The organism is Arthrobacter caoxuetaonis, from assembly GCF_023921125.1.
GTDB lineage: Bacteria > Actinomycetota > Actinomycetes > Actinomycetales > Micrococcaceae > Arthrobacter_B > Arthrobacter_B caoxuetaonis.
This window is the reverse complement of record NZ_CP099466.1, coordinates 2,245,207-2,268,036: the sequence shown is the minus strand read 5'-3', so window position 1 is coordinate 2,268,036 and position 22,830 is coordinate 2,245,207. Positions and strand designations below refer to the sequence as shown.

General features: G+C 66.7%; 20 protein-coding genes. 9 read left to right on the top strand and 11 right to left on the bottom strand.

The window, feature by feature from the left end; genetic code table 11:
* Positions 1 to 37 precede the first annotated feature (37 nt).
* Complete coding sequence (gene wecB / locus NF551_RS10435; protein WP_423721572.1) at positions 38 to 1,165, bottom strand: non-hydrolyzing UDP-N-acetylglucosamine 2-epimerase; 1,128 nt, start codon at positions 1,163 to 1,165, stop codon at positions 38 to 40.
* Between the two features lie 106 nt (positions 1,166 to 1,271).
* A complete protein-coding gene (locus NF551_RS10430; protein ID WP_227895501.1) occupies positions 1,272 to 1,616 on the bottom strand; it encodes a hypothetical protein in 345 nt (114 codons plus the stop codon).
* Positions 1,617 to 1,664: 48 nt separating this feature from the next.
* On the opposite strand from NF551_RS10430, the gene NF551_RS10425 reads away from it, so the two are divergent.
* Genes NF551_RS10425 through rsmD form a run of 3 tightly spaced genes read left to right on the top strand, consistent with a single transcriptional unit; the run spans position 1,665 to position 5,551 of the window.
* Complete coding sequence (locus tag NF551_RS10425; RefSeq protein WP_423721574.1) at positions 1,665 to 2,693, top strand: DAK2 domain-containing protein; 1,029 nt, start codon at positions 1,665 to 1,667, stop codon at positions 2,691 to 2,693.
* Positions 2,694 to 2,699: 6 nt separating this feature from the next.
* Positions 2,700 to 4,922 carry an ATP-dependent DNA helicase RecG gene (recG, locus tag NF551_RS10420; protein ID WP_227895502.1) on the top strand — a complete coding sequence of 741 codons (2,223 nt, stop codon included), beginning with the start codon at positions 2,700 to 2,702 and terminating at the stop codon, positions 4,920 to 4,922.
* 38 nt (positions 4,923 to 4,960) lie between these two features.
* On the top strand, positions 4,961 to 5,551 hold the full coding sequence (gene rsmD, locus NF551_RS10415) for a 16S rRNA (guanine(966)-N(2))-methyltransferase RsmD (protein WP_227895503.1): 591 nt from the start codon (positions 4,961 to 4,963) through the stop codon (positions 5,549 to 5,551).
* A gap of 2 nt (positions 5,552 to 5,553) precedes the next feature.
* Here rsmD and NF551_RS10410 read toward each other — a convergent pair whose 3' ends face one another.
* Together NF551_RS10410 and NF551_RS10405 are read right to left on the bottom strand one after the other, a co-directional pair.
* A complete protein-coding gene (locus NF551_RS10410) occupies positions 5,554 to 6,339 on the bottom strand; it encodes a spermidine synthase (protein WP_227895504.1) in 786 nt (261 codons plus the stop codon).
* Complete coding sequence (locus tag NF551_RS10405; protein WP_227895505.1) at positions 6,339 to 7,583, bottom strand: aminotransferase class I/II-fold pyridoxal phosphate-dependent enzyme; 1,245 nt, start codon at positions 7,581 to 7,583, stop codon at positions 6,339 to 6,341. Before NF551_RS10405 ends, NF551_RS10410 begins: the two co-directional genes overlap by 1 nt.
* Before the next feature lie 41 nt (positions 7,584 to 7,624).
* Here NF551_RS10405 and coaD point away from each other — a divergent pair, with 41 nt between their 5' ends.
* Positions 7,625 to 8,092: a pantetheine-phosphate adenylyltransferase gene (gene coaD / locus NF551_RS10400; protein ID WP_227895506.1), complete on the top strand. Its 468-nt coding sequence runs from the start codon at positions 7,625 to 7,627 to the stop codon at positions 8,090 to 8,092.
* 1 nt (position 8,093) lies between these two features.
* On the opposite strand, the gene NF551_RS10395 is transcribed toward coaD, so the two are convergent.
* The gene (locus tag NF551_RS10395; protein WP_227895507.1) at positions 8,094 to 8,672 is read right to left on the bottom strand and encodes a YdcF family protein; all 579 of its coding nucleotides are present in this window, start codon (positions 8,670 to 8,672) and stop codon (positions 8,094 to 8,096) included.
* A gap of 227 nt (positions 8,673 to 8,899) precedes the next feature.
* Between NF551_RS10395 and NF551_RS10390 the strand changes: the two genes are divergently transcribed.
* The 4 genes from NF551_RS10390 (at position 8,900) to mutM (ending at position 11,450) form a co-directional block, all read left to right on the top strand.
* A complete protein-coding gene (locus NF551_RS10390) occupies positions 8,900 to 9,466 on the top strand; it encodes a YceD family protein (protein ID WP_227895508.1) in 567 nt (188 codons plus the stop codon).
* Between the two features lie 2 nt (positions 9,467 to 9,468).
* Positions 9,469 to 9,672: a 50S ribosomal protein L32 gene (gene rpmF, locus NF551_RS10385; RefSeq protein ID WP_055240805.1), complete on the top strand. Its 204-nt coding sequence runs from the start codon at positions 9,469 to 9,471 to the stop codon at positions 9,670 to 9,672.
* An 82-nt stretch (positions 9,673 to 9,754) separates the two neighbouring features.
* Positions 9,755 to 10,480 (top strand): ribonuclease III, encoded by a 726-nt coding sequence (gene rnc / locus NF551_RS10380; protein ID WP_227895509.1) that lies wholly within the window; start codon positions 9,755 to 9,757, stop codon positions 10,478 to 10,480.
* A 7-nt stretch (positions 10,481 to 10,487) separates the two neighbouring features.
* Entirely contained in the window at positions 10,488 to 11,450 is a 963-nt protein-coding gene (mutM, locus tag NF551_RS10375) for a bifunctional DNA-formamidopyrimidine glycosylase/DNA-(apurinic or apyrimidinic site) lyase (RefSeq protein WP_227895510.1), read from the top strand.
* A 7-nt stretch (positions 11,451 to 11,457) separates the two neighbouring features.
* Here mutM and NF551_RS10370 read toward each other — a convergent pair whose 3' ends face one another.
* Genes NF551_RS10370 through NF551_RS10355 form a run of 4 tightly spaced genes read right to left on the bottom strand, consistent with a single transcriptional unit; the run spans position 11,458 to position 16,919 of the window.
* A complete protein-coding gene (locus NF551_RS10370) occupies positions 11,458 to 12,276 on the bottom strand; it encodes a serine hydrolase domain-containing protein (RefSeq protein WP_227895511.1) in 819 nt (272 codons plus the stop codon).
* Positions 12,277 to 12,286: 10 nt separating this feature from the next.
* A complete protein-coding gene (locus NF551_RS10365; protein WP_227895512.1) occupies positions 12,287 to 13,273 on the bottom strand; it encodes an NAD-dependent epimerase/dehydratase family protein in 987 nt (328 codons plus the stop codon).
* The gene (locus NF551_RS10360; RefSeq protein WP_227895513.1) at positions 13,270 to 15,900 is read right to left on the bottom strand and encodes an alpha/beta fold hydrolase; all 2,631 of its coding nucleotides are present in this window, start codon (positions 15,898 to 15,900) and stop codon (positions 13,270 to 13,272) included. Before NF551_RS10360 ends, NF551_RS10365 begins: the two co-directional genes overlap by 4 nt.
* Positions 15,894 to 16,919, bottom strand: coding sequence for a 3-oxoacyl-ACP synthase III (locus NF551_RS10355; protein WP_227895514.1), 1,026 nt, complete (start codon positions 16,917 to 16,919; stop codon positions 15,894 to 15,896). Before NF551_RS10355 ends, NF551_RS10360 begins: the two co-directional genes overlap by 7 nt.
* A 213-nt stretch (positions 16,920 to 17,132) precedes the next feature.
* Here NF551_RS10355 and smc point away from each other — a divergent pair, with 213 nt between their 5' ends.
* On the top strand, positions 17,133 to 20,741 hold the full coding sequence (smc, locus tag NF551_RS10350) for a chromosome segregation protein SMC (RefSeq protein WP_227895515.1): 3,609 nt from the start codon (positions 17,133 to 17,135) through the stop codon (positions 20,739 to 20,741).
* Between the two features lie 4 nt (positions 20,742 to 20,745).
* Here the strand turns inward: smc and NF551_RS10345 are convergent, their stop codons facing one another.
* On the bottom strand, positions 20,746 to 21,477 hold the full coding sequence (locus tag NF551_RS10345) for a glutamine amidotransferase (RefSeq protein WP_227895516.1): 732 nt from the start codon (positions 21,475 to 21,477) through the stop codon (positions 20,746 to 20,748).
* Entirely contained in the window at positions 21,474 to 22,712 is a 1,239-nt protein-coding gene (locus NF551_RS10340; protein WP_227895517.1) for an MFS transporter, read from the bottom strand. Before NF551_RS10340 ends, NF551_RS10345 begins: the two co-directional genes overlap by 4 nt.
* Positions 22,713 to 22,830 lie beyond the last annotated feature (118 nt).

Sequence of the window (22,830 nt, the reverse complement as noted above, 5' to 3'; positions counted from 1 at the left end):
CAGCATCTTCGGTTTTGCCTTTATCTGAAGGCTCTAGTCAGGCAAAGTCAGAGATCCGTGACCCAACCCCAAGCAGCTCCTCGATGGCCGCAACGGTGCGTGAGGCAGCCTTTCCGTCACCGTAGGGGTTCACTGCATTGGCCATGGACTCGAAATGTGCCTGGTCATTCAGCAGCTGGTCAACCTCGGTGACGATCCTGTCCTCGTCGGTGCCGATCAGCTTGACCGTGCCTGCGACTACGGCTTCCGGACGCTCGGTGTTTTCCCGCATAACCAGCACCGGCTTGCCCAGGCTCGGTGCTTCTTCCTGGACCCCGCCGGAGTCGGTCAGGACTACGTGGGACATCGCGAGCATCCGGGTGAATTCACCGTAGGCAAGCGGTTCGACCACGAGGACGTTTTCCTTGCCCTCGATAAAGGGCATCACGGCAGCCCGGACCACCGGGTTCTTGTGAAGCGGAACAACGATTGTGAGGTCCGGCTCTGCATCAGCGATCCTGGCCAGTGCCCGGCCGACGCCCCGCATGGCCTCGCCCTGGTTTTCGCGGCGGTGCGTGGTGACCAGCAGGATGCGTCCGCCGTCCTGCGCCAGCTTTTCCAGTGCCGGGTCGGAGAACGGAACCTTCTTGTCGACGGTCATGAACAGGGCGTCAATGACCGTGTTGCCGGTAACAACAATGTCCGCGGCGGGAATGTTCTCCCTGAGCAGGTTGTCCCGGCTCGTGGTGGTGGGCGCCAAGTGCAGGCTGGCAATCTGGGAGGTCATTTTGCGGTTGGCTTCCTCCGGGAACGGAGAGAAGAGATCACCGCTGCGCAGGCCCGCTTCAACATGGACGACGGGAATGCTGTGATAGAACGCAGCGATGGCGCCGGCAGTGGACGTCGTCGTGTCGCCCTGAACCACAACCGCATCGGGACGGCTGACGCTGAAGAGCTTGTCCAGGCCGTCAATAGTCTTCGTCAGAATGCCGTTAAGGGTCTGTCCCGGAGAGAAAATATTGAGGTCGTGGTCCGGAACAATTCCGAAGAGGCCGTTCACCTGGTCGAGCATGGACCGGTGCTGGCCGGTGACCGTCGTGAACTGCTCCAGCGTGGTGGATTCATGCAGCGCAGCGACAATCGGCGCCATTTTGATGGCTTCAGGACGAGTGCCGTAGATAGGCATAATAAGTGGCAAAACGGTACCCCATGGTTCGTGCGAGTGTGTGCGTAGTCCGCTGATTCTATCCGCTTTGCGGATTTCCTGGGTTAAGGCAGCTTTCGAACGGGGTCTAGCCGAAAAGCACCAGCAGGACTATCAGGGCCGGAACCGACGTGGAAACCAGGACCGACAGGGCGATCACAACGGCGCGCTTCCGCCGATACGAGCGTGCCGGCTCCGCTCTCACGGCACCCGACGGCCGGACGGTACCGTCTTCTCCAGCCACCCCGGCGTTCCAGGAACCCATGTGCCGCGCAGCCGCGGCCTCCATATGCAGCCGTTTACCCATGGGCACCACTTTCGCACAGATTCTCCCTGCGTTCTCGGCCGCTGTCAGGGCCCTGCGGTAGGCTTCCTTGAGGACAGGCTGCTTCGGGTCAGCGGTGCCTTGGAGGACTAACAGTGCACCAGGCACAAACCCTCCGGAGCAGCAGCATGAGCATCAGCAAGGAACGGGACTACTTTGCAGACTAAGATCACCGCCAACGCGCAGGCGCTGAAGCGATGGTTGAGCAAGGCAGAAATCTCGCTGGGAAACCACAGCGACCGGCTGAACGCCATCAACATCTTCCCCGTGGCCGACGGCGACACAGGCACTAACCTGTACCTCACCATGAGGGCCGCTTCCGCTGCGGCCGCGGAACTTGAGACCCAGGACATCGGCGAACTGCTCTCAGTGGCAGGCCGCTCCGCCATGGAACAGGCGCGGGGAAATTCCGGAACCCTGCTATCGGTCTTCCTCACCGCGATGGCCGAGCCGCTGGCGGGCGACACCCGGCTTTCGGCTCCGTTGCTGGCCAGGGCTCTGGAAAGGGCACAGCTGCGTTCCTGGTCCGTGCTCAGCGATCCCGTACCCGGGACCATGCTCTCAGTCCTGGAGGAAGCAGCCCGGGCCGCTTCCCGCGTTGAAGCCGCCCAGAGCGGGGACGATTCCAACGCCGGGCTGGCCGAGACACTGCGGGCGGTGATGACAGCCGCGCTTGCCGCCGTCATCCGCACTGAAGAGCAGCTGAAAACCCTCACCGATGCCCGCGTGGTGGACGCCGGCGGCGTCGGCTTCCTGCTGGTGCTGGACGCGCTCCGCGCCGCAGCCCTCGGCGAGGAACTGCAGGGCGAGCTCCTCGACGGCCTGCACGGCTACGACGTCCAGGACCCGCACATCCACAGCACCCAGCCCCAGCTGGAGGGCGTGGAGGTTATGTGCACCATCATCCTTTCCCCGCTCGACGCCGCCACCATGAGGCTGCAGCTGGACGAACTGGGGGAGTCCGTCATCATGAGTGCCGTCAGCCCGGTTGGGGACGGGTACCGCTGGCGGGTCCATGTGCACACGCCGGACGCCGGGGCAGCGCTGGAGCTTCTGCGCACTGTTGGGGAACCAACCAACGTCACGATTACCGAGCTCTCCGCCGACGGGCACCAGACCAGCGAAATCCCGCAGGTTCCCGTCCCCGGTGCCACCGCCGGCGGCGGTCTGGCCCGCGAAGCCTAAGCCTCCATGCAGGACAGGATCCCCGGCGAACTCGACTATCCGCTCGACCGCCGGATCGGCAAGAAATCTGCGGACAAGATCGAGAAGCAGCTCGGCATCACGACCGTGGGGGAGCTGCTCTTCCACTTTCCCCGCCGCTATCTTGAACGCGGCGAGCTGACCCGTATTTCGGAGATACCCTTCGACGAAGAAGTGACCCTTGTGGCGCGGGTGCAGTCGAACAACTCGCGGCGCATGCAGACGCGCAAGGGCATGATCGTGGAGATCACAGTCACGGACGACGCCGACGGGTCCCTGGGCCTGCTGCACCTCACCTTCTTCAACGGCTACAACGCCCAGAAAGAGCTGCAGGTGGGAACGAGGGCGATGTTCTCGGGCAAGGTGGGCGTGTACAAGGGCCAGCTAACGTTGACCAACCCCAACTACGTTCTGCTGGGCGACGAAGCCGACGACGAGGAAGAGGCCCGCCGGCCCATCCCGGTCTACCCGGCAACGGCGAAGCTCACCAGCTGGGACATCAAAAAGACCATCGATGTGCTGCTCGACAGTCTCCAGGCCGATCGCCTGGGTGATCCGGTTCCGCAGGCCATCCGCGCCAGGGACAAGCTGATGGCGCTGCCGGCGGCTTTCGAAGCGATTCACCGGCCCGCGGAAATTGAACAGGCGTACAAAGCCAGGCACCGCTTCCGCTACCAGGAAGCGCTGGTCCTCCAAACCGCACTGGCACGCCGCCATGCCCAAACCGCCCGGCAAGACGCGACAGCGCGCCCTCCGGCGGAAGGAGGGCTCCTGGAATCCTTCGACGCCGCACTGCCGTTCACCCTCACGGCGGGCCAGTCCCGCATCGGCGGCGAACTGGCCGCCGACCTTGCCAAGCCGCACCCCATGAACCGGTTGCTCCAAGGAGAAGTCGGCTCCGGCAAGACCCTGGTAGCCCTGCGCGCCATGCTCCAGGTCATCGACGCCGGGGGACAGGCAGCCCTCCTGGCGCCCACCGAAGTTCTCGCCGCCCAGCACTACGCCTCCATCACCCGGACCCTGGGTCCGCTGGCGGAGGGCGGCATGCTTGGCGGCAGCGAACTCGGAACCCGGGTCACCCTGCTGACCGGGTCCATGTCCGCCTCCCAGCGCAAAGCTGCCCTTCTGGACGCGGCGTCCGGCGAGGCTGGGATTGTCATCGGAACCCACGCCCTGCTCTCCGAGAACGTGCAGTTCGCGGACCTGGGCCTGGTGGTGGTGGACGAACAGCACCGCTTCGGCGTTGAACAGCGAGACATCCTGCGGACCAAGGGCCGCAACGGCACGCCCCACCTGCTCGTGATGACAGCGACGCCCATACCCCGAACCGTTGCCATGACGGTGTTCGGCGACCTGGATGTCTCCACTCTTGACGAACTTCCGGCCGGACGGGCCCCGATCTCCACCTACCTGGCACCCCTGGCGGACAAGCCGGCCTGGGGACCGCGGATCTGGGCCCGGGCACGGGAGGAGGTCGACGCCGGGCGCCAGGTCTACGTGGTCTGCCCCAAAATCGGGGACCAGGACGAAGAGCCCGGCACGGAACTGGCCCCCGTCGAAGATGCTCCCCGGCAGACAGCCCAGCGGAACCAGCGGCCGCTGGCCGCTGTCACGGAGGTGGTGGAACGGCTGCAGGAACTGCCTGTCCTTGCCGGGATTCGTCTGGGCATGCTGCACGGCCGGATGGACCCGGCCGACAAGTCAGCAGCCATGGACGCCTTCAACCGGGGGGAGACGGACCTGCTGGTCTCCACCACCGTCATCGAGGTGGGTGTGGACGTGCACAACGCCACCATGATGGTGATTCTCGACGCCGAACGCTTCGGAATCTCCCAGCTGCACCAGCTGCGCGGCCGGGTGGGCCGAGGCGGCCTTCCCGGCACCTGCCTGCTGGTGACGAACCTGGAGGCAGGGCACCCCAGCCGGGAGCGGCTGGACGCCGTCGCAGCCACGACCGACGGCTTCGAGCTCTCCCGCCGCGACCTGGAGCTGCGCCGCGAAGGCGACATCCTGGGCGCCTCGCAGTCCGGAGGCCGGTCCACCCTGAAGCTGCTGCGGGCCATCCAGGATGAGCCGCTCATCGAGAAGGCGCGTACCGATGCCTACGGCCTGGTGGGTGAGGATCCGGACCTGCTGGAACATCCGGCCCTGAACGAGGCCATCGAGGCCTACCTCAACCCGGAGAAGGAAGCCTTCCTCGAAAGAGGCTGATTCCGGGCCCAACGCTCCGGCTGGCTAGAGTGGAACCCATGAGCCGCATCATTGCCGGGGCCGCCGGCGGATCCCCCCTTTCCAGCGTTCCGGGATCAGGAACCCGCCCCACCACGGACCGCGTCAAGGAAGCGCTCTTCTCGAGGCTGGAGTCCTACGAAATCCTCTCCGGCGCCTACGTCCTGGACCTGTTTGCCGGATCGGGCTCCCTCGGCGTCGAAAGCGCGAGCAGGGGCGCAGCCCGGGTGGACCTGGTGGAACTCGCCGAAAAGGCAGCCGCCGTCTGCCACCGCAATGCCGCCCTGGTCAACAAGGTCCTGGGCCGCGAAGCCGTCCGTGTGCACCGGGCCAAAGTGGAGACGTACCTGCTGCGGGTGCCGGAAGCCCTGAAATGGGACCTGGTCTTCCTGGACCCGCCCTACACCCTGGACGAAGAAGGCCTCGCTGGCGTCCTCAAAACGCTGGAAAGCCACCTTGCCGACGGTGCCGTCGTCGTCGTGGAACGCTCCACCCGTTCCCCGGAACCGTCCTGGCCTGCCGGCCTGGAGCGCTTCAGTGAAAGGGTTTACGGCGAGACAACACTGTGGTTCGCCGAGCCCGCGGGGGAGCCGGAAGAAAAGGACTCCTGATTTCAGCGAACGAAGGCGTCCACGTCTGTTCCGGTCAGCACTGATGCCGGATGCGGTCCGGCCGCCAGAAGGGCCGTGGTCCATTCCGCCGGCCAGCGGAACGGAACTCCAGCCAGCACAACGTTCCCGGGGTGACGGCCGGTGAACATGCTGGTTTCGGCGAGGGCCGCCACATCGCCGTCGTTCCCGAAGACCTGCTGCATCGCTGCCGCCTGGCGGCGCGCGAACGCCAGGGGCGGGTCGTCGCCCACGTTGACCAGCAGTACGCCGGACGGAGCCAGCAGGTCTTTGAGCTCCGCGTAGAAGCCTGCCGAAGCCAGGTGTTCCGGAGCATCGGCTCCGGCAAAGACATCGAGCACCACCGCATCAAAGGAACCGGATTCGAACCTGTGCAGCTCCGCGCGGGCGTCACCGATCACGGTTTCAAGAATGGTTCCTTCGGGCAGCGGCAGATACGCCAGCACATAGTCGAGCAGTTCCCGTTCCAGTTCCACAGCCGTCTGTTCCGAGCCTGGCCGCGTGGCCTGAAGGTAGCGCGCCAGCGTGAGGGCCCCGGCGCCAAGGTGCAGGGTCCGCAGCGGGCGGCCGGGCTCGGCGGCCAAATCCAGCACATTGCCGATGCGGCGGAGGTATTCGTAGAAGATCTCCTCCGGCCGGGCGAGGTTCACGTGCGACTGCTGTGCCCCGCCGATCGAAAGTATCCAGGCGCCTTCCGTGTAAGCGTCTTCGTCAAGTTCGGCGTGCGCTCCGATGCCCCGCAGCAGGCGCGACGGCGGCCGGCCGGTCATCAAAGCACCTCGCCCAGGCGGGCGATGCGCTCAGCGGCTTCCTGGAGCACGTCAAAACGCTTGCAAAAAGCGAACCGCAGCAGGGTCTTTGTCCGCTCCGCGCCCTCGGGATGGCAGAACGGGGCCACCGGGATGGCCGCGACTCCCACGAGTCCCGGCAGGCGCCGGGAAAGATCGGTGGCGTCGTCGATGCCCAGGGGAGCGACGTCGGCAACGACGAAGTAGGTTCCCTGAGGCTGGAACACGTCCAGGCCGGCTGCCCGCAGGCCGGTGGACAGGACGTTCCGCTTGGCGCGGAGGGTGCCGGCGGCCTCGGCAAAGAAGGAATCATCCATCCGCAGTCCACCGGCGATCGCCGCCTGGAACGGGGCGCCCGAGCTGTAGGTGAGGAAGCTCTTCACCGTGCGCACGGCAGCGACCAGTTCAGCGGGGCCGGTCAGCCAGCCGATCTTCCATCCGGTCAGGGAGAAGGTTTTCCCGGCCGAGGACAGCGTGATGGTCCGTTCTGCTGCCCCGGGGAGGGTGGCCACAGGGATGTGCTGCGGGCCAAACGTGAGGTGCTCATACACTTCATCCGTGACGATGACGGCGTCGTGCTTCACGGCCAGGTCCACGATGCGCTGCAGGACCGGGAGGGGGAAGACCGTTCCCGTAGGATTGTGCGGATTGTTCACCAGCACTACGCGGGTCCGGTCGGTGAAGGCTGCTTCCAATGCGTCCAGGTCCGGCAGGAAGTCCGGGGCCAGCAGGGGAGCGGTAGTGTGCGTGGCGCCGCTGAGGCCGATCATGGCCCCGTAGGAGTCATAGAACGGTTCGAAGGTCAGCACCTCGTCGCCCGGGCCGGTCAGCGCCAGCAGTGTGGCAGCGATGCCTTCGGTGGCTCCGGTGGTCACCATGACCTCGGTTTCCGGATCCGGAGTCAGTCCGTAGAACCGCTCCTGATGCTCGGCGATGGCTTCCCGGAGCACGGGCAGTCCCATGCCCGGGGCATACTGGTTGGCTCCGGCGAGTATTGCCTTGCGGGCCGCGTTACGGATGTCTGCCGGTCCGTCCTCGTCAGGGAATCCCTGGCCGAGGTTGATCGCCTCGTACCGGCCCGCCAGTGCAGTGATCTCTTCGAAGATAGTGATGCCGAGGTTGCCGTCGTCTCCGAGCAGGTTTGCCCCCGCCGCTGTCCGCTGCCAGGGAGCCGGAGATCCGTCCCGTGAGTCTCTGAGCATGTGCGTACGGGGTGTTGAGGTCATGCCTTCAAGTATTACCCCACCGCACCCGGTAGATTCGACGTATGCGACGCGCGGTATGCCCCGGATCCTTCGACCCCATCCACAACGGACACCTGGAAGTCATCGCCAGGGCCACGAACCTCTTCGACGAGGTGATCGTGGCGGTTTCAACGAACTACGCCAAGAAGTACCGGTTCTCCGAGAAGGAACGCCTCGAGATCGCCTCCGAGACGCTGGGGTCGCTGGCGGGGGTGTCGGTTGTACCCATGGGGCAGGGCCTGCTTGCGGAGTTCTGCCGGGAGCACGGCGCCAGCGCCGTCGTGAAAGGCCTGCGGTCGGTCCAGGACTACCAGTACGAACTGCCGATGGCCGTGATGAACCGTCAGCTCACCGGCGTCGAGACCGTCTTCCTCGCTGCGGAGAGTTCCTACACGCATCTGTCCTCGAGCCTGATCAAGGAAGTTGCCGCGCTGGGCGGAGACATCACCAACTACGTCCCGCGGGCTGTCCTCAAACGCCTGTTCGCCTGACCTAGCCGATAGGGGAGGCGCACGCCGGGCGAACAAACGCTGCGGCCACGCCTCCGGTTTCCTCCGTGAAGCGTCCCAGCCACTGGACGGGGCCGAGGTTAGGTTCTGACCCGACCATCGTTACGTTCGCGTTGGTGCACTGCCTGATGTTCGCCTGCGCACGGACGACGTGGTATTTCGATGTCACCACGACAATGTCCTCCCAGCCGTTGTCAGCAGCCAGGCGCGCAATGGACCGGGCTTCTGCCCGCGTGGACAGCGGGTTCGGCGCGAAGCACTTGATCGCGGGGTTCGTTGAGTAATCGCAAACCAGATCCATGTTGGCGTTGCCCGGCGTGTCGGTGGTGGAGAGCACCAGGACGGGTGCCTGCCCTTCGCGCACCAGGGCCTGCCCCACGGGAAGGCGCTCCGAAGCCGCACCGGCCAGGACGATCACTGCATCGGCGCGGGCCGGCGGGTCTTCTGTGTACGGAAAGTAGAAAAGGTTCACCGCGACCAGGAGCCACACCAGGAGTGCGGAGAGCGCAGCACCGGCAAGGGCAGCTATGAGTCGCAGGGACCTGGCACGTCGAAAGAACACCACCCAAGACTAGGCGAGAGCAGCCGCAGGCCATGAATCCGCCGTCGCACCGTTCCTGCCTTAGACTGGTAACAGATGTCCGCGCCGGGCACTGCCTGCCGCGCGGCGAAGTGGCCTTGAAGGGCCGGTTTGAGAGATTCCCCCCGGTCAGGCTAAGATGATATGTCGGTCTATGTTCTACAGGAGTTCTCATTAGCGTTTCATCGCGGTCACAACCGAGTTCCCCCTTGGCAGAAAATGTCAAGGATCTCGGGCGCAGCCCGGGAACCATGCGGACCATGCATGAGCATGTGCCGGCACCGAAAGACTTCGGTGTTGCGCTGATCGGCGTACCTGATGGATCGGACATTGAGCTCGATCTGCGGTTTGAGGCCGTGCACGAAGGGATTTTGGTATCCGGAACCGCTGTTGTTCCCGTGAGGGGAGAATGCGGACGGTGCCTGACGCCCATCGCGTACGACCAAGACGTCGATGTGCAGGAACTCTTCTACTACGAGGACGCTGAGTCCTTCGGAGAAGAAGAGGAAGAAGAGCAACGCCGGATCGAGCGAGATGTCATCGATCTTGAACCGGTTTTGCGGGACGCAGTGGTAACTTCCCTGCCGTTCCAGCCGGTGTGCCGGGAGGACTGCGAAGGCCTTTGCCCCGAATGCGGGGTGCGCCTTGAGGAGGATCCGGGTCACCATCATGAAGTCGTGGATCCTCGCTGGGCAGCCCTCGCCGGGTTGACTGGCACCGCCGCTGACAACGAAGCGGCAAAAAGTACAGAGTCAGACGAGAGAGAAGAGAGTTAGTCGTGGCTGTTCCCAAGCGGAAAATGTCCCGCTCGAATACGCGTGCACGCCGGTCCCAGTGGAAGGCAACTGCGCCCAACCTGGTGAAGACCGTTGAGAACGGCCGCGTTACCTACAGCCTGCCTCACCAGGCCAAGGTCGTAACCGACTCTGCAGGTACCGCGCTGTTCCTTGAATACAAGGGCCGCAAGGTAGCGGACGTCTAAGACCAGTGTTTGCCCCTTTTGCCGCATGCCTTTTGAGGCAGGCAGCGGAGGGGCGCACTGCTTTTCGGGGCAAAATCACCAAGTGAAAAACACTGAAGAGCTTCTGAAGCGTCTCGGCGTCGATATCGATGCCGAGACGCTTCGTCTTGCGCTCACCCACAGGTCCTACGCTTACGAGCACGGCGGAATCCCCACGAATGAGAGGCTGGAGTTCCTAGGCGACTCCATCCTCGGCTTTTCCGTGACGGATACCCTGTACCGGGACAACCCAGACCTCTCCGAAGGCGAGCTCGCCAAACGGCGTTCCGCCGTCGTGAGCACCAAGGCCCTTGCCTCCGTAGCGCGCCAGCTGAACGTGGGCGACTACATCCTTCTTGGCCAGGGCGAGAAACTTACCAACGGCAAGGACAAGTCCTCCATCCTTGCCGACACCACTGAAGCCCTGATCGGGGCCGTGTACCTGTGCCATGGCATGGAAACCGCGCGTTCCATGGTCATGCGCCTGATCGGTCCGCTGCTCCATGATGCCGAAGCCCTCGGAGCCGGCACCGACTGGAAGACCAGCATCCAGGAAATCGCCGCCGCCCGGAAACTGGGCGATATCGAATACCGCGTTACCGGCTCCGGTCCGGACCATTCCCGCAGCTTCGTGGCAGTCCTGCACATCGGCGGCCGCGCGTACGGCACCGGAACAGGGCGCTCCAAGAAGGATGCCGAACAGGAAGCCGCTGCAGATACCTGCAGGCTTTTGCGCGAAGCAGGCACGTTGCCCGTGCCTGGCGGATCTGCCTCACCCGCAGGCGCCTAGCCCTGCCGTGCCCGAGCTGCCCGAAGTCGAGGTAGTCCGCCGCGGCCTCGCCCGCTGGGTGCGCGGCCGCACCATCCTTCGCGTTGAGGTCCTGGACCTGCGCTCGGTACGCCGGCACGCCCCGGGTCCTGAGGACCTTCGCGGGAACCTGGAAGGTGCCCGGGTCCATGACGTAGCGCGGCGCGGGAAGTTCCTGTGGATGCCGCTCGTGGAAGCCTCGGCCCCCGACGCCGCTCCGCCGTTTGCGCTCATGGCGCACCTTGGCATGAGCGGACAGCTCCTGATGGAGGATTCTGCCCTGCCGGATGAAAAACATCTCAAGGTCAGGTTCACCCTGAGTCCTGCAGAAGATGCGGACGGCGCTCCCATGCCCGCAGAACTGCGCTTTGTGGACCAGCGGATCTTCGGCGGAGTGTTCCTGGCCGATCTGCTGCCCACTCCTGACGGGGAACCCGGCGGGCTGTCCGAAACCGGACTGGCCCTGGTTCCCTCCGAGGCAGCCCACATTGCCCGCGATCCGCTGGACCCGGCGTTCTCCTTCGAGGATTTCTACCGCAGGCTGAAGGCACGGCGCACCGGCATCAAGCGGGCACTGCTGGACCAGGGACTGGTCTCCGGCGTCGGCAACATCTACGCGGATGAGGCGCTGTGGGCGGCGAAGCTGCACTTTGCCCGGCCCACCGACACCATGCGCCGGGCAGATGCGCTGCGCCTGGTGGAAGCAGCCCGGGACGTGATGCTCCGTGCACTTGAAGCCGGCGGCACCAGCTTCGATTCGCTCTACGTCAACGTCAACGGCGCCTCGGGCTACTTTGCCCGGTCGCTGAACGCTTACGGCCGGGAAGGCCAGCCGTGTCCGCGGTGCGAGGCAGAGGGACTTCCCACTCTCATCCGCCGCGATTCGTTCATGAACCGCTCGTCCTACTCCTGCCCGGTCTGCCAGAAGCGTCCGCGCAGCGGCCGCTGGTAGCGCCGGTTTAGCTGCTGCGCAGCTCGGCAACCAAGGCGTCGTTGTACACCGGCCACACTTCGGCAGCCCACGGCCCGAAGTCCCGGTCGGTAAGCACGACTGCAGCGGCTTTCAGCTCCGGATCCACCCACAGGAACGTCCCGGACTGGCCGAAGTGCCCAAAGGTGCGCGGGGAGTTGGACTGTCCCGTCCAGTGCGGAGACTTCCCGTTGCGGATCTCGAAGCCCAGGCCCCAGTCGTTTTCCTTCTGCCGGCCGAAGCCGGGCAGCACACCGGCCAGGCCGGGAAACACCACGGAGGTGGCAGCGGCCATTGAGTTCGCGGAGACCAGGCGGGGATTCTGCAGCTCGGCAGCGAACCGGGACAGGTCCGCCGCGGTAGAGACCGCGCCGGCAGCCGGGGAGCCGTCCAGGGATGTGTCCTTCATGCCCAGCGGCGTCAGGACTGCCTCGGAGAGGTAGTCCTTGAAAGCGATGCCCGTGGCCTCTTCCAGATGCTCACCCAGCACCTCGAAGCCGGCATTGGAGTACAGGCGCCGGGTTCCGGGCTCGTAGCGGACCGTACGGTCGCCAAAGTCGTAGCCGCCGGTGTGGGCCAGCAGATGCCGGATGGTGGACCCTTCCGGACCTGCCGGATCGTCCAGGGCAACGGCCTCTTCTTCCAGGGCCACCTGGAACGCGTACGCGGTCAGCAGCTTGGTGACGGAGGCCAGCGGATAGCGCTTGTCCTGGTGACCGGCGCTTGCCAGCACTGTGCCGTCGGCAGTGACGACGGCGGCGGAAACGTTCCCTGCGGGCCAGGACTGGGTCTGTTCGAGAGTCTTCATCCCTGCCATCCTATGCGGCGTAGTGCTTGGCCAGGCGGGCCATGCCCTCCTCGACGGACACCTCCGGCTGCCAGTCGAGCACCTGACGGGTGTGCCGTTGGTCAAACCAGTGCGAGGTGGACAGCTGCTCGGCCAAGAACCTGGTCATGGGAGGTTCGTCCTCCACCAGTCCACGGGCCCCGGCAGCGAGCCAGGCCTTTTCAAGAACGCTGCCGGCGCCGCGGGCCAGCCAGCCGGGCACACTGAACGACGGCGCCGGGATGCCGGCGGCAGCGCAGATTCCGGAGATCATCTCCCGGACCATGCGCGGCTGGCCGTTGGTGACCACCAGCGCCTGTCCGCGGGCGTATTCCATCCGGTCCAGTGCACGCGCAATGGCGGCGGAGGCATTGTCCAGGTACGTGGTGTCGATCAGGGCAGCGCCGCCGTCGAGCAGGGGCAGCCGTCCGGAGCGCGCCCGGTCCATCACCCGTTCCACCAGCTGGGTGTCACCGGGCCCCCAGACAATGTGCGGCCGGATGGCGGCAACCCGGAAACCCGGGGAATCCTCAGCCAGCGCGAGGAGTTCCGCGGCGGCCTTGGACCGGGCATAGTGGCCGCGGGCCCGTCCAGGATCCGCGGTGCCCGCGCCCGCACCGGCAATGGGCTCACCGAAGTGGGCGACCGAGGGGGAGGACACAAACACGACGTCGCGTACCCCTGCAGCCCGGGCAGCGTCCAGGACGTTGCGGGTGCCTTCGATGTTGGTGGCCTGGAACTCGGACCACTCGCCGGTGAAGGACACCTTTGCAGCGAGGTGCACGACGGCGTCCATTCCCGCCATGGCTGCGTCCACCGCCGTGCGGTTCGTGATGGACCCGGCGACGAACTCCAGGCCGGAAACGGACGCGGGGCGCCGCTGCAGGGTGCGCACAAAGTGTCCCTGCCCGGCCAGGACGCCGGCGACGGCGCCGCCGAGCAGGCCGCTGGCGCCGGTGACGAGGATCCGGCGGCTCATCGGCGCGCCCCCGGTGCCGTGATCCGTCCGCCGGCCAGGACCTGGGCGGCCCAGACTCCCAGAGCGGAGCGGTCAATCTTGGAATTGTGCCGGATGTCCGTGGGCATCTGCGGAAGCACCAGCACGGCGGCCAGATCCAGTCCGCAGCGGTCGGCGACGGCGGTGCGGACGTCGGCGGCCAGGGAATCTTCGGCCGGCCCGGGCCTGCGGACGCCGTCGGCGGTTTCCACCACGGCCACCGGCACCTGCGTTCCGGCCGGACCCACGCCCACGAGGGCCGCCAGACGGACTGCGGGGACTGACTCGGCGGCCTGCTCCGCGGCGACCGGGGTGACCGGTCCGGCCGGGGTGGTGAGCACATGGCCAAGCCGGCCCTCTACCCACAGCCGGCCGTCGGCGTCGAAATGGCCCACGTCCCCTGTCCGGTGCCAGCCCGGCAGCGAACTGCTGTGGGCCTCGGTGATCCAGAGCCGGTCGTACCGGTCCTTCACATGCGGTGCGCTGACCAGGATTTCCCCGGTGGTTCCGGGGGCCTCGGAGATCTCGCTGCCGGCGGTGCCGTCTGCGGAAAGAGGTGCAAGGGCCACGCGGGCGCCGGCTACTGCCGTGCCAACGCAGACGCCGTTTCCGGTACCTGCCTTGCGGATCTGTTCCAGGCTGATGTCCGTGACCGGCAGTGCCTCGGTCATTCCGTAGGGAGTGTGCAGGGCAGCAGCCGGGACGAGGTCCTGCACCCGGGCCAGCAGCGCTTCCGGGATGGGAGCCCCGGCGGAGAGCAGCAGGTCCACCTGTGACAGTGCGGTGCGCTGAGCGGCGTCGAGGTCCCCGGCGGTGGCCAGCACATTGGTCAGTGCAGCCGGGGAGGCGAACACCGTGGTGGCCTGGACAGCCGCAGCGGCGTCAGCCAAGGCTGCGGCGGTCAGTGTCCGGGGAGCAGTGACATCCATGTCCGGTGTGACGCTGGTGGCACCCAGTGCCGGACCCAGCAGGGCGAACGGCGCGAAACCTGCCACCAGGGAGGACCCGGCCTTGAGGTTGTACGTCCGGCGCAGCGTGTCCCGCATCGCGGCAAGCCGGCGGTGGGTATAGACGGCGCCCTTGGCCGGGCCGGTGGAGCCTGAGGTGAAGAGGACCGCGGCGTCGGCGTCGGGCTCAACCTGCCAGTCGGGGACGGGCTGTCCGGTGCCTGCTGCGGTCAGTTCCGCCACCGTGTGCGCTGCACCCAGCAGGCGGCGCCTGGCCGGGGAAGCTTCGCCGGCCAGGACGCGGGTGCCGGGCCAGCCGAAGAGCCGCGCGCCGGTCAGGCCGCGTTCGATTCCCACGATGAAGTCCGGCCCAGCGCCCTTGATGGCACGGCTCAGGCCCTTGGTGCCCAGTCCGGCGTCGGCCACCACCACTACCGCGCCGAGGCGCAGGCAGGCGTAGATGAGGGTGGTGAGCTCGCTGCCGGGCGGAACCAGCAGGTTCACCCGGCTGCCCGGGCGGACTCCGATGCCGGCCAGCCCGGCGGCAAGCGCGTTAACCCGGGTGCCGAGTTCGGCCCAGGACAGCACTGCCGGAGCTTTCCCGGACGCAGCCGGGGCCATGTCGACGACGGCGGGTGAATTGTCTTCGTTGCGCTCGAGCAGCTCGGCGAGCATCGGACGGAACTCGTCCGCGCTTTCGGCAGGCGTCCCGGTCTGCGGCGTTTCCGCCGCCTGGCCGGCAACGGACTCCAGCCAGGCCAGGATCGGGCCTGCAATATCCCGGTCCTCCCCGACGAGATGCCCTGCGCCTTCGAAGCGGTGGACATCCAGGTGCCGCATCCTGCTGATCAGGTCCCGCAGGTACCGGTCGGAGAAGACCGGGTCCTTCGGCCCCCAGAGTGCCAGCGCCGGGATCTTGAGCCGGCGGATGCCTTCGGCGACCTGCTCCAGGGCCCGGTAGCTGGGGTGCGTTTCATCGGCGGGGATGTCGGCCACGAAGTTTCCGACGCCGGCCCGGCGGCCTGCCCCGCGGTACGGTGCCGCAAAGGCAGCACGCACCTCCCGTGCCAGGGCGGGCTGGGCGAGGGAATGGGTGACGCGGATAAAGGCATCCGTGCTCACGGTGCCCCACCCGTGGACCGCCGGATGCAGTGCCAGCCGGAGGGCAGGCGGCAGGGAGAACCCGGCAGGGTGCACGGCGGTGTTCGTGAGCACCACCCCGGCAAGCTGTTCCTGGTGCTGCAGCGCCCAGCCGAGGGAAATGATCCCGCCCCAGTCGTGCCCAACCGTGACCACCGGTCCGGTGAGCCCGAGAGCAGAAGTGAGGTTGCCCAGGTCGGTGATGCGGTCGGCCAGACGGCGGAACGTTCCGGTCCGGGCAGAGAAACCCATGTCCAGCTGGTCGACGGCGATGACCCGCCAGGGCTTTTCAGCCGAGCTTCCGGCGGCCGACAGGGCACGCCACAGATAGGACCAGGTGGGGTTGCCATGGACGCAGAGCAGGGTCCCGGCAGGTTCCACGCCCCTGGACTCAAGGTCCGCAGCGTTATCGAGGAGATGCCACTCATGGACGGTTCCCGGACGGTCGACAGCCGCGGTGGAGGGCACCTGGACATAGCGGGACCAGGCGGCCGGAACACCGGGCCAAAGCTCAGCTACCACGCGATTTCCATCATGGTGGTGTTCAGGCCTGATCCCACGCCCATGCACAGCACCCGGTCCCCGGGATGCAGGGTGCGGGCTTCCTGGGCAAGGGTCATAGGCAGCGAGGCGGGGCCAACATTGCCCCACCGGGGGAAGGTGATCGGAACGCGTTCCTTCTCCAGCTCCACGGCCTTGATGATGGCGTTCGTGTAGGAGTTTGAAACCTGGTGGGTGACGTAGCGGTCCATGCCCTTCCAGTCCCAGCCGTTCTCCTGCGCTTCGTGCCAGGCGGTGACCACCAGGTCCAGGCCGCCTTCCAGCAGTCCCTTGGTGTCGGTATACATTCCGCCTTCGCCGCCCACGCAGAGCTCGTGGTGCTCGGTGCCGGCCCGCGAGACCCCGCCCAGGATGCGGTGCGAACCGGGGTGGTCCCCGGCCCGGCCGATTACGGCAGCCGCGGCCCCGCTGCCCAGCGTCAGGGTCGCGAACTCGCGCAGGTAGTCCTGCCGTGTGGAGTCTTCACGGTTCAGGCGGCCGAACGTGGCTTCCTGGACGCCCTGCGAGTCTTCGCCGGCGACGATCAGGGCGTAATCGATCTGGCCCGACTCGATCATGTTGGAGGCCATGGTGATGCCGTTGACGAACCCGAGGCAGGCATTGGCGAGGTCAAAGTTCAGGCAAGAGGACGGCAGGCCAAGGCTGTGGTGGATTTTCACGGCAACGGACGGCTCGAGGTTCTTGCGGGTCACTGAGGTATTGATCAACAGGCCGATCTGCGAAGGCTCGACGCCGGCTTCGGCCATCGCCTTGGCCCCTGCCTCGATCGCCCCGTCCTCGAAAGTCGACCCGGGTGCCCACCACCGCCGTTCGCTGACGCCGGCTACCCGTTCCAGGAGGCCCTTGGAAAGCCTCAGCCGTTTCAAGGACGGCGAGAGCCGTTCGTCGAACTCCTGAGAACTGACAACAACGGGCGCTTCTACGCTCTTGACGCTCAGGAGCGCGGTGTTGGTGTGATGGAAGTTGAAGTTCCCGCTCAAAATGCCTGCCTTGTCTGCTGCCAAAAAAGATCGAGGTCCGGGCCCGGTCAAGCCCGTAACGGCGCCGTCGAACCATATGATTCTCTTAGAAGCCTACTTTCCTGCCCGGCCTGGAACGCGCGAAATCCCGGATTACGCTCTGCGAGTACTGCGCTTAAGTGTGGGGCACCGCCCGGCTTTAGGGAATCTTCCACAAAAGAGAGACAGAGGCCAGTGCACTTAAAAACCCTCACGATGCGGGGCTTCAAGTCCTTCGCGTCGGCCACCACCTTCGAGTTTGAGCCGGGAGTGACCGCCGTAGTCGGTCCCAACGGCTCAGGCAAGTCCAATGTGGTGGACGCCCTTGCCTGGGTGATGGGGGAACAGGGAGCGAAGACCCTGCGCGGCGGAAAAATGGAAGATGTCATCTTCGCCGGCACGTCGGGGCGACCTCCGCTGGGCCGTGCCCAGGTGTCCCTCACCATTGACAATGCCGACGGCGCCCTGCCGATCGAGTACTCCGAAGTCACCATCTCCCGCACGCTGTTCCGTGCCGGGGGATCCGAGTATGCGATCAACGGGGCCCCCTGCCGCCTGCTGGACATCCAGGAGCTGCTTTCCGACTCCGGCCTGGGCCGGGAAATGCACGTGATCGTCGGCCAGGGGCAGCTGGACAAAGTGCTGCACGCCTCTCCCGAGGACCGGCGCGGGTTCATCGAGGAAGCCGCAGGAATCCTCAAACACCGCCGCCGCCGGGAAAAGACGGTCCGCAAACTCGACGCGATGCAGGCCAACCTGGCCCGCTTGACCGACCTGACCTCGGAACTGCGGCGCCAGCTCGGCCCGCTGGGCAAGCAGGCCGACGTCGCGCGGCGCGCGAAGACGGTCCAGCAGGACGTCCGGGATGCCCGTGCCCGCCTGCTCGCCGACGACATCGTGACCCTCACCGCCGCCGTCGAACAGGACACCGCTGCCGAGAATGCGCTTCGGGAACGCCGGAAGGAAATCGAACAGGCCGTCCAGGCCCAGGGCGCCCGGCTGGCAGAGCTGGAACGGCTGGCAGCCGTTGCGACTCCGCGCCTGAACACCGCCCGCGACACCTGGTACTCCCTGTCCACGGTGGCTGAGCGGCTGCGTGCCCTGGCAGCGCTTGCCCAGGAACGCCGCCGCCTGCTTGGATCGGACGAACCGGCGCCGGATCCGGGCCGGGACCCGGAGAAGCTGCAGGCGCAGGCCGCCCGGGTACGCGCGGAAGCCGAAGAACTATCCCGCGAAGTCGAAGACCGTGAAGGCGCGCTCGAAGACACCATGGAGATCCGCGCCGCCGCGGAGGAGGACGCCGCCGCCGAGGAGCGCCGGCTCACCTCCCTGCTCCGGGCCGCCGCTGACCGCCGGGAGGGACTGGCACGGCTGTCCGGCTCCGTAGCGGCAGCACGCTCCCGCGTGGAAGCGGCGGAGGCGGAACTGGGCAGGCTCCGCGCCTCCATCGCCCAGGGCGAGGAGCGGCGGCGCAAGGCCGAGGAAGACTTCACGGCACTCGAACACCAGGCCGCAGGAGCCGAAGCCGGGGAAGAAAGCCTGGATGCGGAGTATGAAGAAGCCGCCGCCGTCCTCGAATCGATCGAGGAACGGGTCCGGAAGCTGCAGGACGAGGAACACGCTGCAGTCCGCGACCGGGACACCCTGACCGCACGGCGGGATGCGCTCGCGGTCGGCCTGGACCGGAAGGACGGCACCCAGGAACTGCAGGAGGCAGGGCTCGACGGCGTCCTGGCGCCGCTGGCTGACCTGCTCACCGTACGCCCGGGCTATGAGCGCGCCGTCAGTGCGGCCCTCGGTCCAGCGGCTGAGGCGCTCGCAGTATCCGGGACGGAACCGGCGCTGGCTGCCCTGAGCCTGCTCAAGCAGTCCGGTGGGGGCCAGGTGTCGCTGGTCCTGGCCGGAGGGGACGCCGCGTCGCTGCCCACAGCCGGCGACGGCGGGATGCCGGTGCTGCCTGAGGGCTGCCTCCATGTTCTGGAGGTAGTGCAGGCGGTACCCGGTGCGGACGCTGCCGTGCGCGCTTTGCTGCGCGGCGCCGTCGTCGTGAACACCTTGGAGGAAGCTGCCGCGGTGCTGGCCGAGGCCCCGGAGCTGACGGCCGTCACCATGGAAGGCGACCTGCTGTCCTCATTCAGTGCCCGCGGCGGCTCCGCGTCTGCTCCGGGGCTGATCGAAGTCCAGGCTGCCGTCGAGGAGACTGAGGCCCGCCTGGCCGAAGCAACGGCGAGGGCGGAAGCGGCAAGGTTCGCAATTGCCGGCGCTGCGGCTGAGCGGGAAGCTGCCCAGGCGCGCGTGAACGCAGCACTGGCCGGACTGCATGATTCGGATGCACGGCTGGCCGCTGTTGGTGAACGGCTCGGCGCACTCGGTTCCGTGCTGCGCTCGGCGTCGGGGGAGGCCGAACGGCTCACCCGCCTCGCCGCCGATGCGGAAGAGAACCTCTCCCGGGAACAGCAGGCCCTCGCAGCTGTTACTGAACGGCTTGCTGCGGCCCAGGGGGTGCCTGCGGACGCGGAAGAGCCCTCGACGGAGCGCCGGGATGCACTGGCACTGGCCGCTGCCCAGGCACGGCAGGCCGAAATGGATGCCAGGCTCTCTCTGAGGTCGGCCCAGGAGCAATTAGCGGCAGTGTCGGGCCGTGCAGAATCGCTGGAACGCGCGGCAGCGGCAGAGCGGAAGGCTCGCGAAGCTGCGGCTGAACGGGCCCGGATTCGGGCTGCGCAGGCCAGCCGTGCCGCCGCCGTCGCCGAGGCAGCTGCTCTGGCCGCGCGCTGGGCCGGGGTTTCGCTCGAAGCTGCAGCCGCCGAGCGGGACCGGGCCGAAGCCGTCCGGGCCGAATGGGACGCTGAACTCACGACAGTGCGGAGTGCCAACGCTGAAGCCGCCGCGGAGCTGGCGAAGCTCACGGATTCGGTGCACCGCGATGAGCTGCTGCGGGCTGAAAAGCGGCTGCGGATCGAGGCGTTGGAAACGCGGTCGATCGAGGAACTGGGTATCACTGCCGATCGGCTGGTCGCCGAGTACGGGCCGGACCAGCTGGTGCCCGTGCCCGCCGGGACCACGGAGGCCGCCGGCAAATGGGCAGCGCTGCATGTGGCGGTGGACGACGACGGCAATCCGGTCACCGAGGGGGTGCCCTATGTTCGTGCCGAGCAGGAAAAACGCCTCAAACGTGCCCAGCGGGACCTCAGCTCGCTCGGCAAGGTCAATCCGCTGGCGCTGGAAGAATTCGCTGCGCTGGAGGAACGCCACAAGTTCCTGAGTACCCAGCTCCAGGACCTGAAAGCCACCCGCAAGGACCTGATGGACATCATCCGGGAAGTGGACCAGCGGGTGGAGGAAGTCTTCACTGAGGCGTTCCGGGACACAGCCGTACAGTTCGAGCGGGTCTTCGGGCGCCTCTTTCCCGGGGGTGAGGGCCGGCTGGTGCTGACGGACCCCCAGGACATGCTGACTACCGGCATCGAGGTGGAGGCCCGGCCGGCCGGGAAGAAGATCAAACGCCTCTCGCTGCTCTCCGGCGGTGAGCGCTCGCTGACGGCTGTCGCGCTGCTCGTGGCGATTTTCAAGGCGCGGCCGTCACCGTTCTACGTGATGGACGAGGTCGAAGCAGCCCTGGACGACACCAACCTCGGCCGGCTCATCACGATTTTCGAGGAACTGCGGGAATCGAGCCAGCTGATCGTCATCACGCACCAGAAACGGACCATGGAAGTCGCAGATGCGCTCTATGGCGTCTCGATGCGCGGGGACGGGGTATCAGCGGTCATCAGCCAGCGGCTGGACAAAGCAGGGGTCTGACCGGCTACCGGGCGTAGCGGGCGGTGAAATTGCGCAGGATCGTCCCGGGAGCGTCGACCTTAGCGGGTCGCACCGAATCCATTACTGCCTCGGCCTCTTCGGGAGGGAAATATCCTGCATTCCGGTAGACAGAAATGCGCGTCAGCAGCCCGGCGAGGTCCAGCTCGGGATGGAACTGGGTTGCGTAGAGGTTCGTACGGACACGGAACATCTGCACCGGGCAGGTGGGGGAGCCCGCCAGGTTGACGGCGTGGGCCGGCAGCTTGGACACCGCTTCCTTATGCCCCACGAAGGCGTCGAACTTCTCTGGCAGCCCGGCCAGAAGCGGATCAGCCCGGCCATCGGCCGTGAGCGTGACGGGAACCGCCCCGATGGCTTCACCAAACTGCCGGTCGACGACAGCGCCCTGGTGGCGGCCGAGCGTCCCTACCCCGTAGCAGGCCCCCAGGAAGGGAAAATCCTGTGCGACTACCCGGTCCAGCAGGGCACTGAGCTCCTTTTCCACCCGGTGCTGCAGGGGAGTCTTGGACTCTTCCGGATCCGAGGAATTGAACGGGCTCCCGCCGATGATGATGCCGCTGTAGCGGTCCAGGTCAATGTCCGGCAGGGGAGCGGCCTCCAGCCGGACGCGGTGCAGCTCCGCGGGCAGCAGGCCGCCGAACCGGAGATAGGACTCGTACTCTTCCTCCGCGGCGTCGTCTTCAGCGCGGGAGGCCAGCAACAGGAAGGGCTTCATTCCTCGATGGTAGTGCGGCTTCCGCGGGTCCGGGCCAACCGCTGCTCCGGAGCCAGTGTTTCGCGTGCCGAGAGCCAAATCAGCAGGGCCAGCGCGGCCACCGCACCGGTGACGGCGAAGGCCCAGGTGTAGCCCAGCTGGTCGGCGAGCACGCCTGCAAGGATGGGGCCGATGATGGCACCGGTGTCAGCGGACATTTGGAAGGCGGCCAGCACCTTGCCGCCGCTGCGTCCGCTGCCAACGACGTCGGCGACGGCAGCCTGCTGCGCAGGGTTCAGCAGCCCGGTGCCGAGCCCCGCGACGGCGGAGACGACCAGGAACATTGCCACGCTCCCGGAGAAGCCGATCGCCGCCGTCGCCGCTGCGTTGACGGCCAGGCCGGTGATGACCAGCGGCTTGCGTCCCCAGCTGTCCGCCAGCCGGCCGGAGAACGTCAGTGCCAGCGCGGTCCCGGCGGCGAACGCCGTCAGGGAGATACCGGCGATTTCCGGGCCGGCGGAAAGCACCGCGGCGGCGAAAAGGGGCAGCAGCGAGTTGCGCACGCCGAAGGATGACCAGCCGTTCGCAAAACTGGAGACCATCGCCGCCCGGTAAGCGGAGTCGGACAGTGCCTCCCGTACGGAGAGGTGGACGCGTTCGGGAGCGGTCCCGCCGGGGGCCCCGGTCCCGCTGGCATCCCGGAGCAGGAACGCCACGACCACGGCTGCAACCAGCAGTGCCGCTGCATAGACCAGGAACGGAACCCGCAGGCCGAAACCGGCCAGCAGGCCGCCCAGGAGGGGACCGCCGATGTTGCCCAGGAGGAAAGACGAGGCATAGGCGCCGGAGATGCGGCCACGGATGGCCGGTGGTGCCAGCCGGATGATGAGTGCCATGGCAGAGATCGTGAACATGGTCGAACCGATCCCGCCCAGCCCCCGGAAAATCAGGAGCTGCCAGTAACTGCCGGCGAAGGCACACGCCGCGGTGGACAGCGCAACGATGAGGAGCCCCATCACGTAGACCGGGCGCTCGCCGAGCTTTTCCAGAAGTGCGCCGCCGGCCGGCGCGAACACCAGCCGGGTGAAAGCGAAGGCGCTGACGACAACGGAGGATGCAGCGACGCCGACGTTGAAGCTCTGAGCAAACTGCGGCAGCACCGGCGCCACCAGGCCGAAGCCGAGGGCAATGAGGAAGGCCGCAGCGATGAGGACCTTGATTTCGCGGGGAATGGGAATACGGGGTGTGCTCGCCATGATGTTTTGATTCTCGCAGAGTCTGCGGGGTTTGTGCCTGTCCGCTTGAGGCGTATCCGAGCCGCTGCCAGCGGCTGGACGGGTGCCGGGGTGCGGTGCCGTATGACATGCTGGAAAG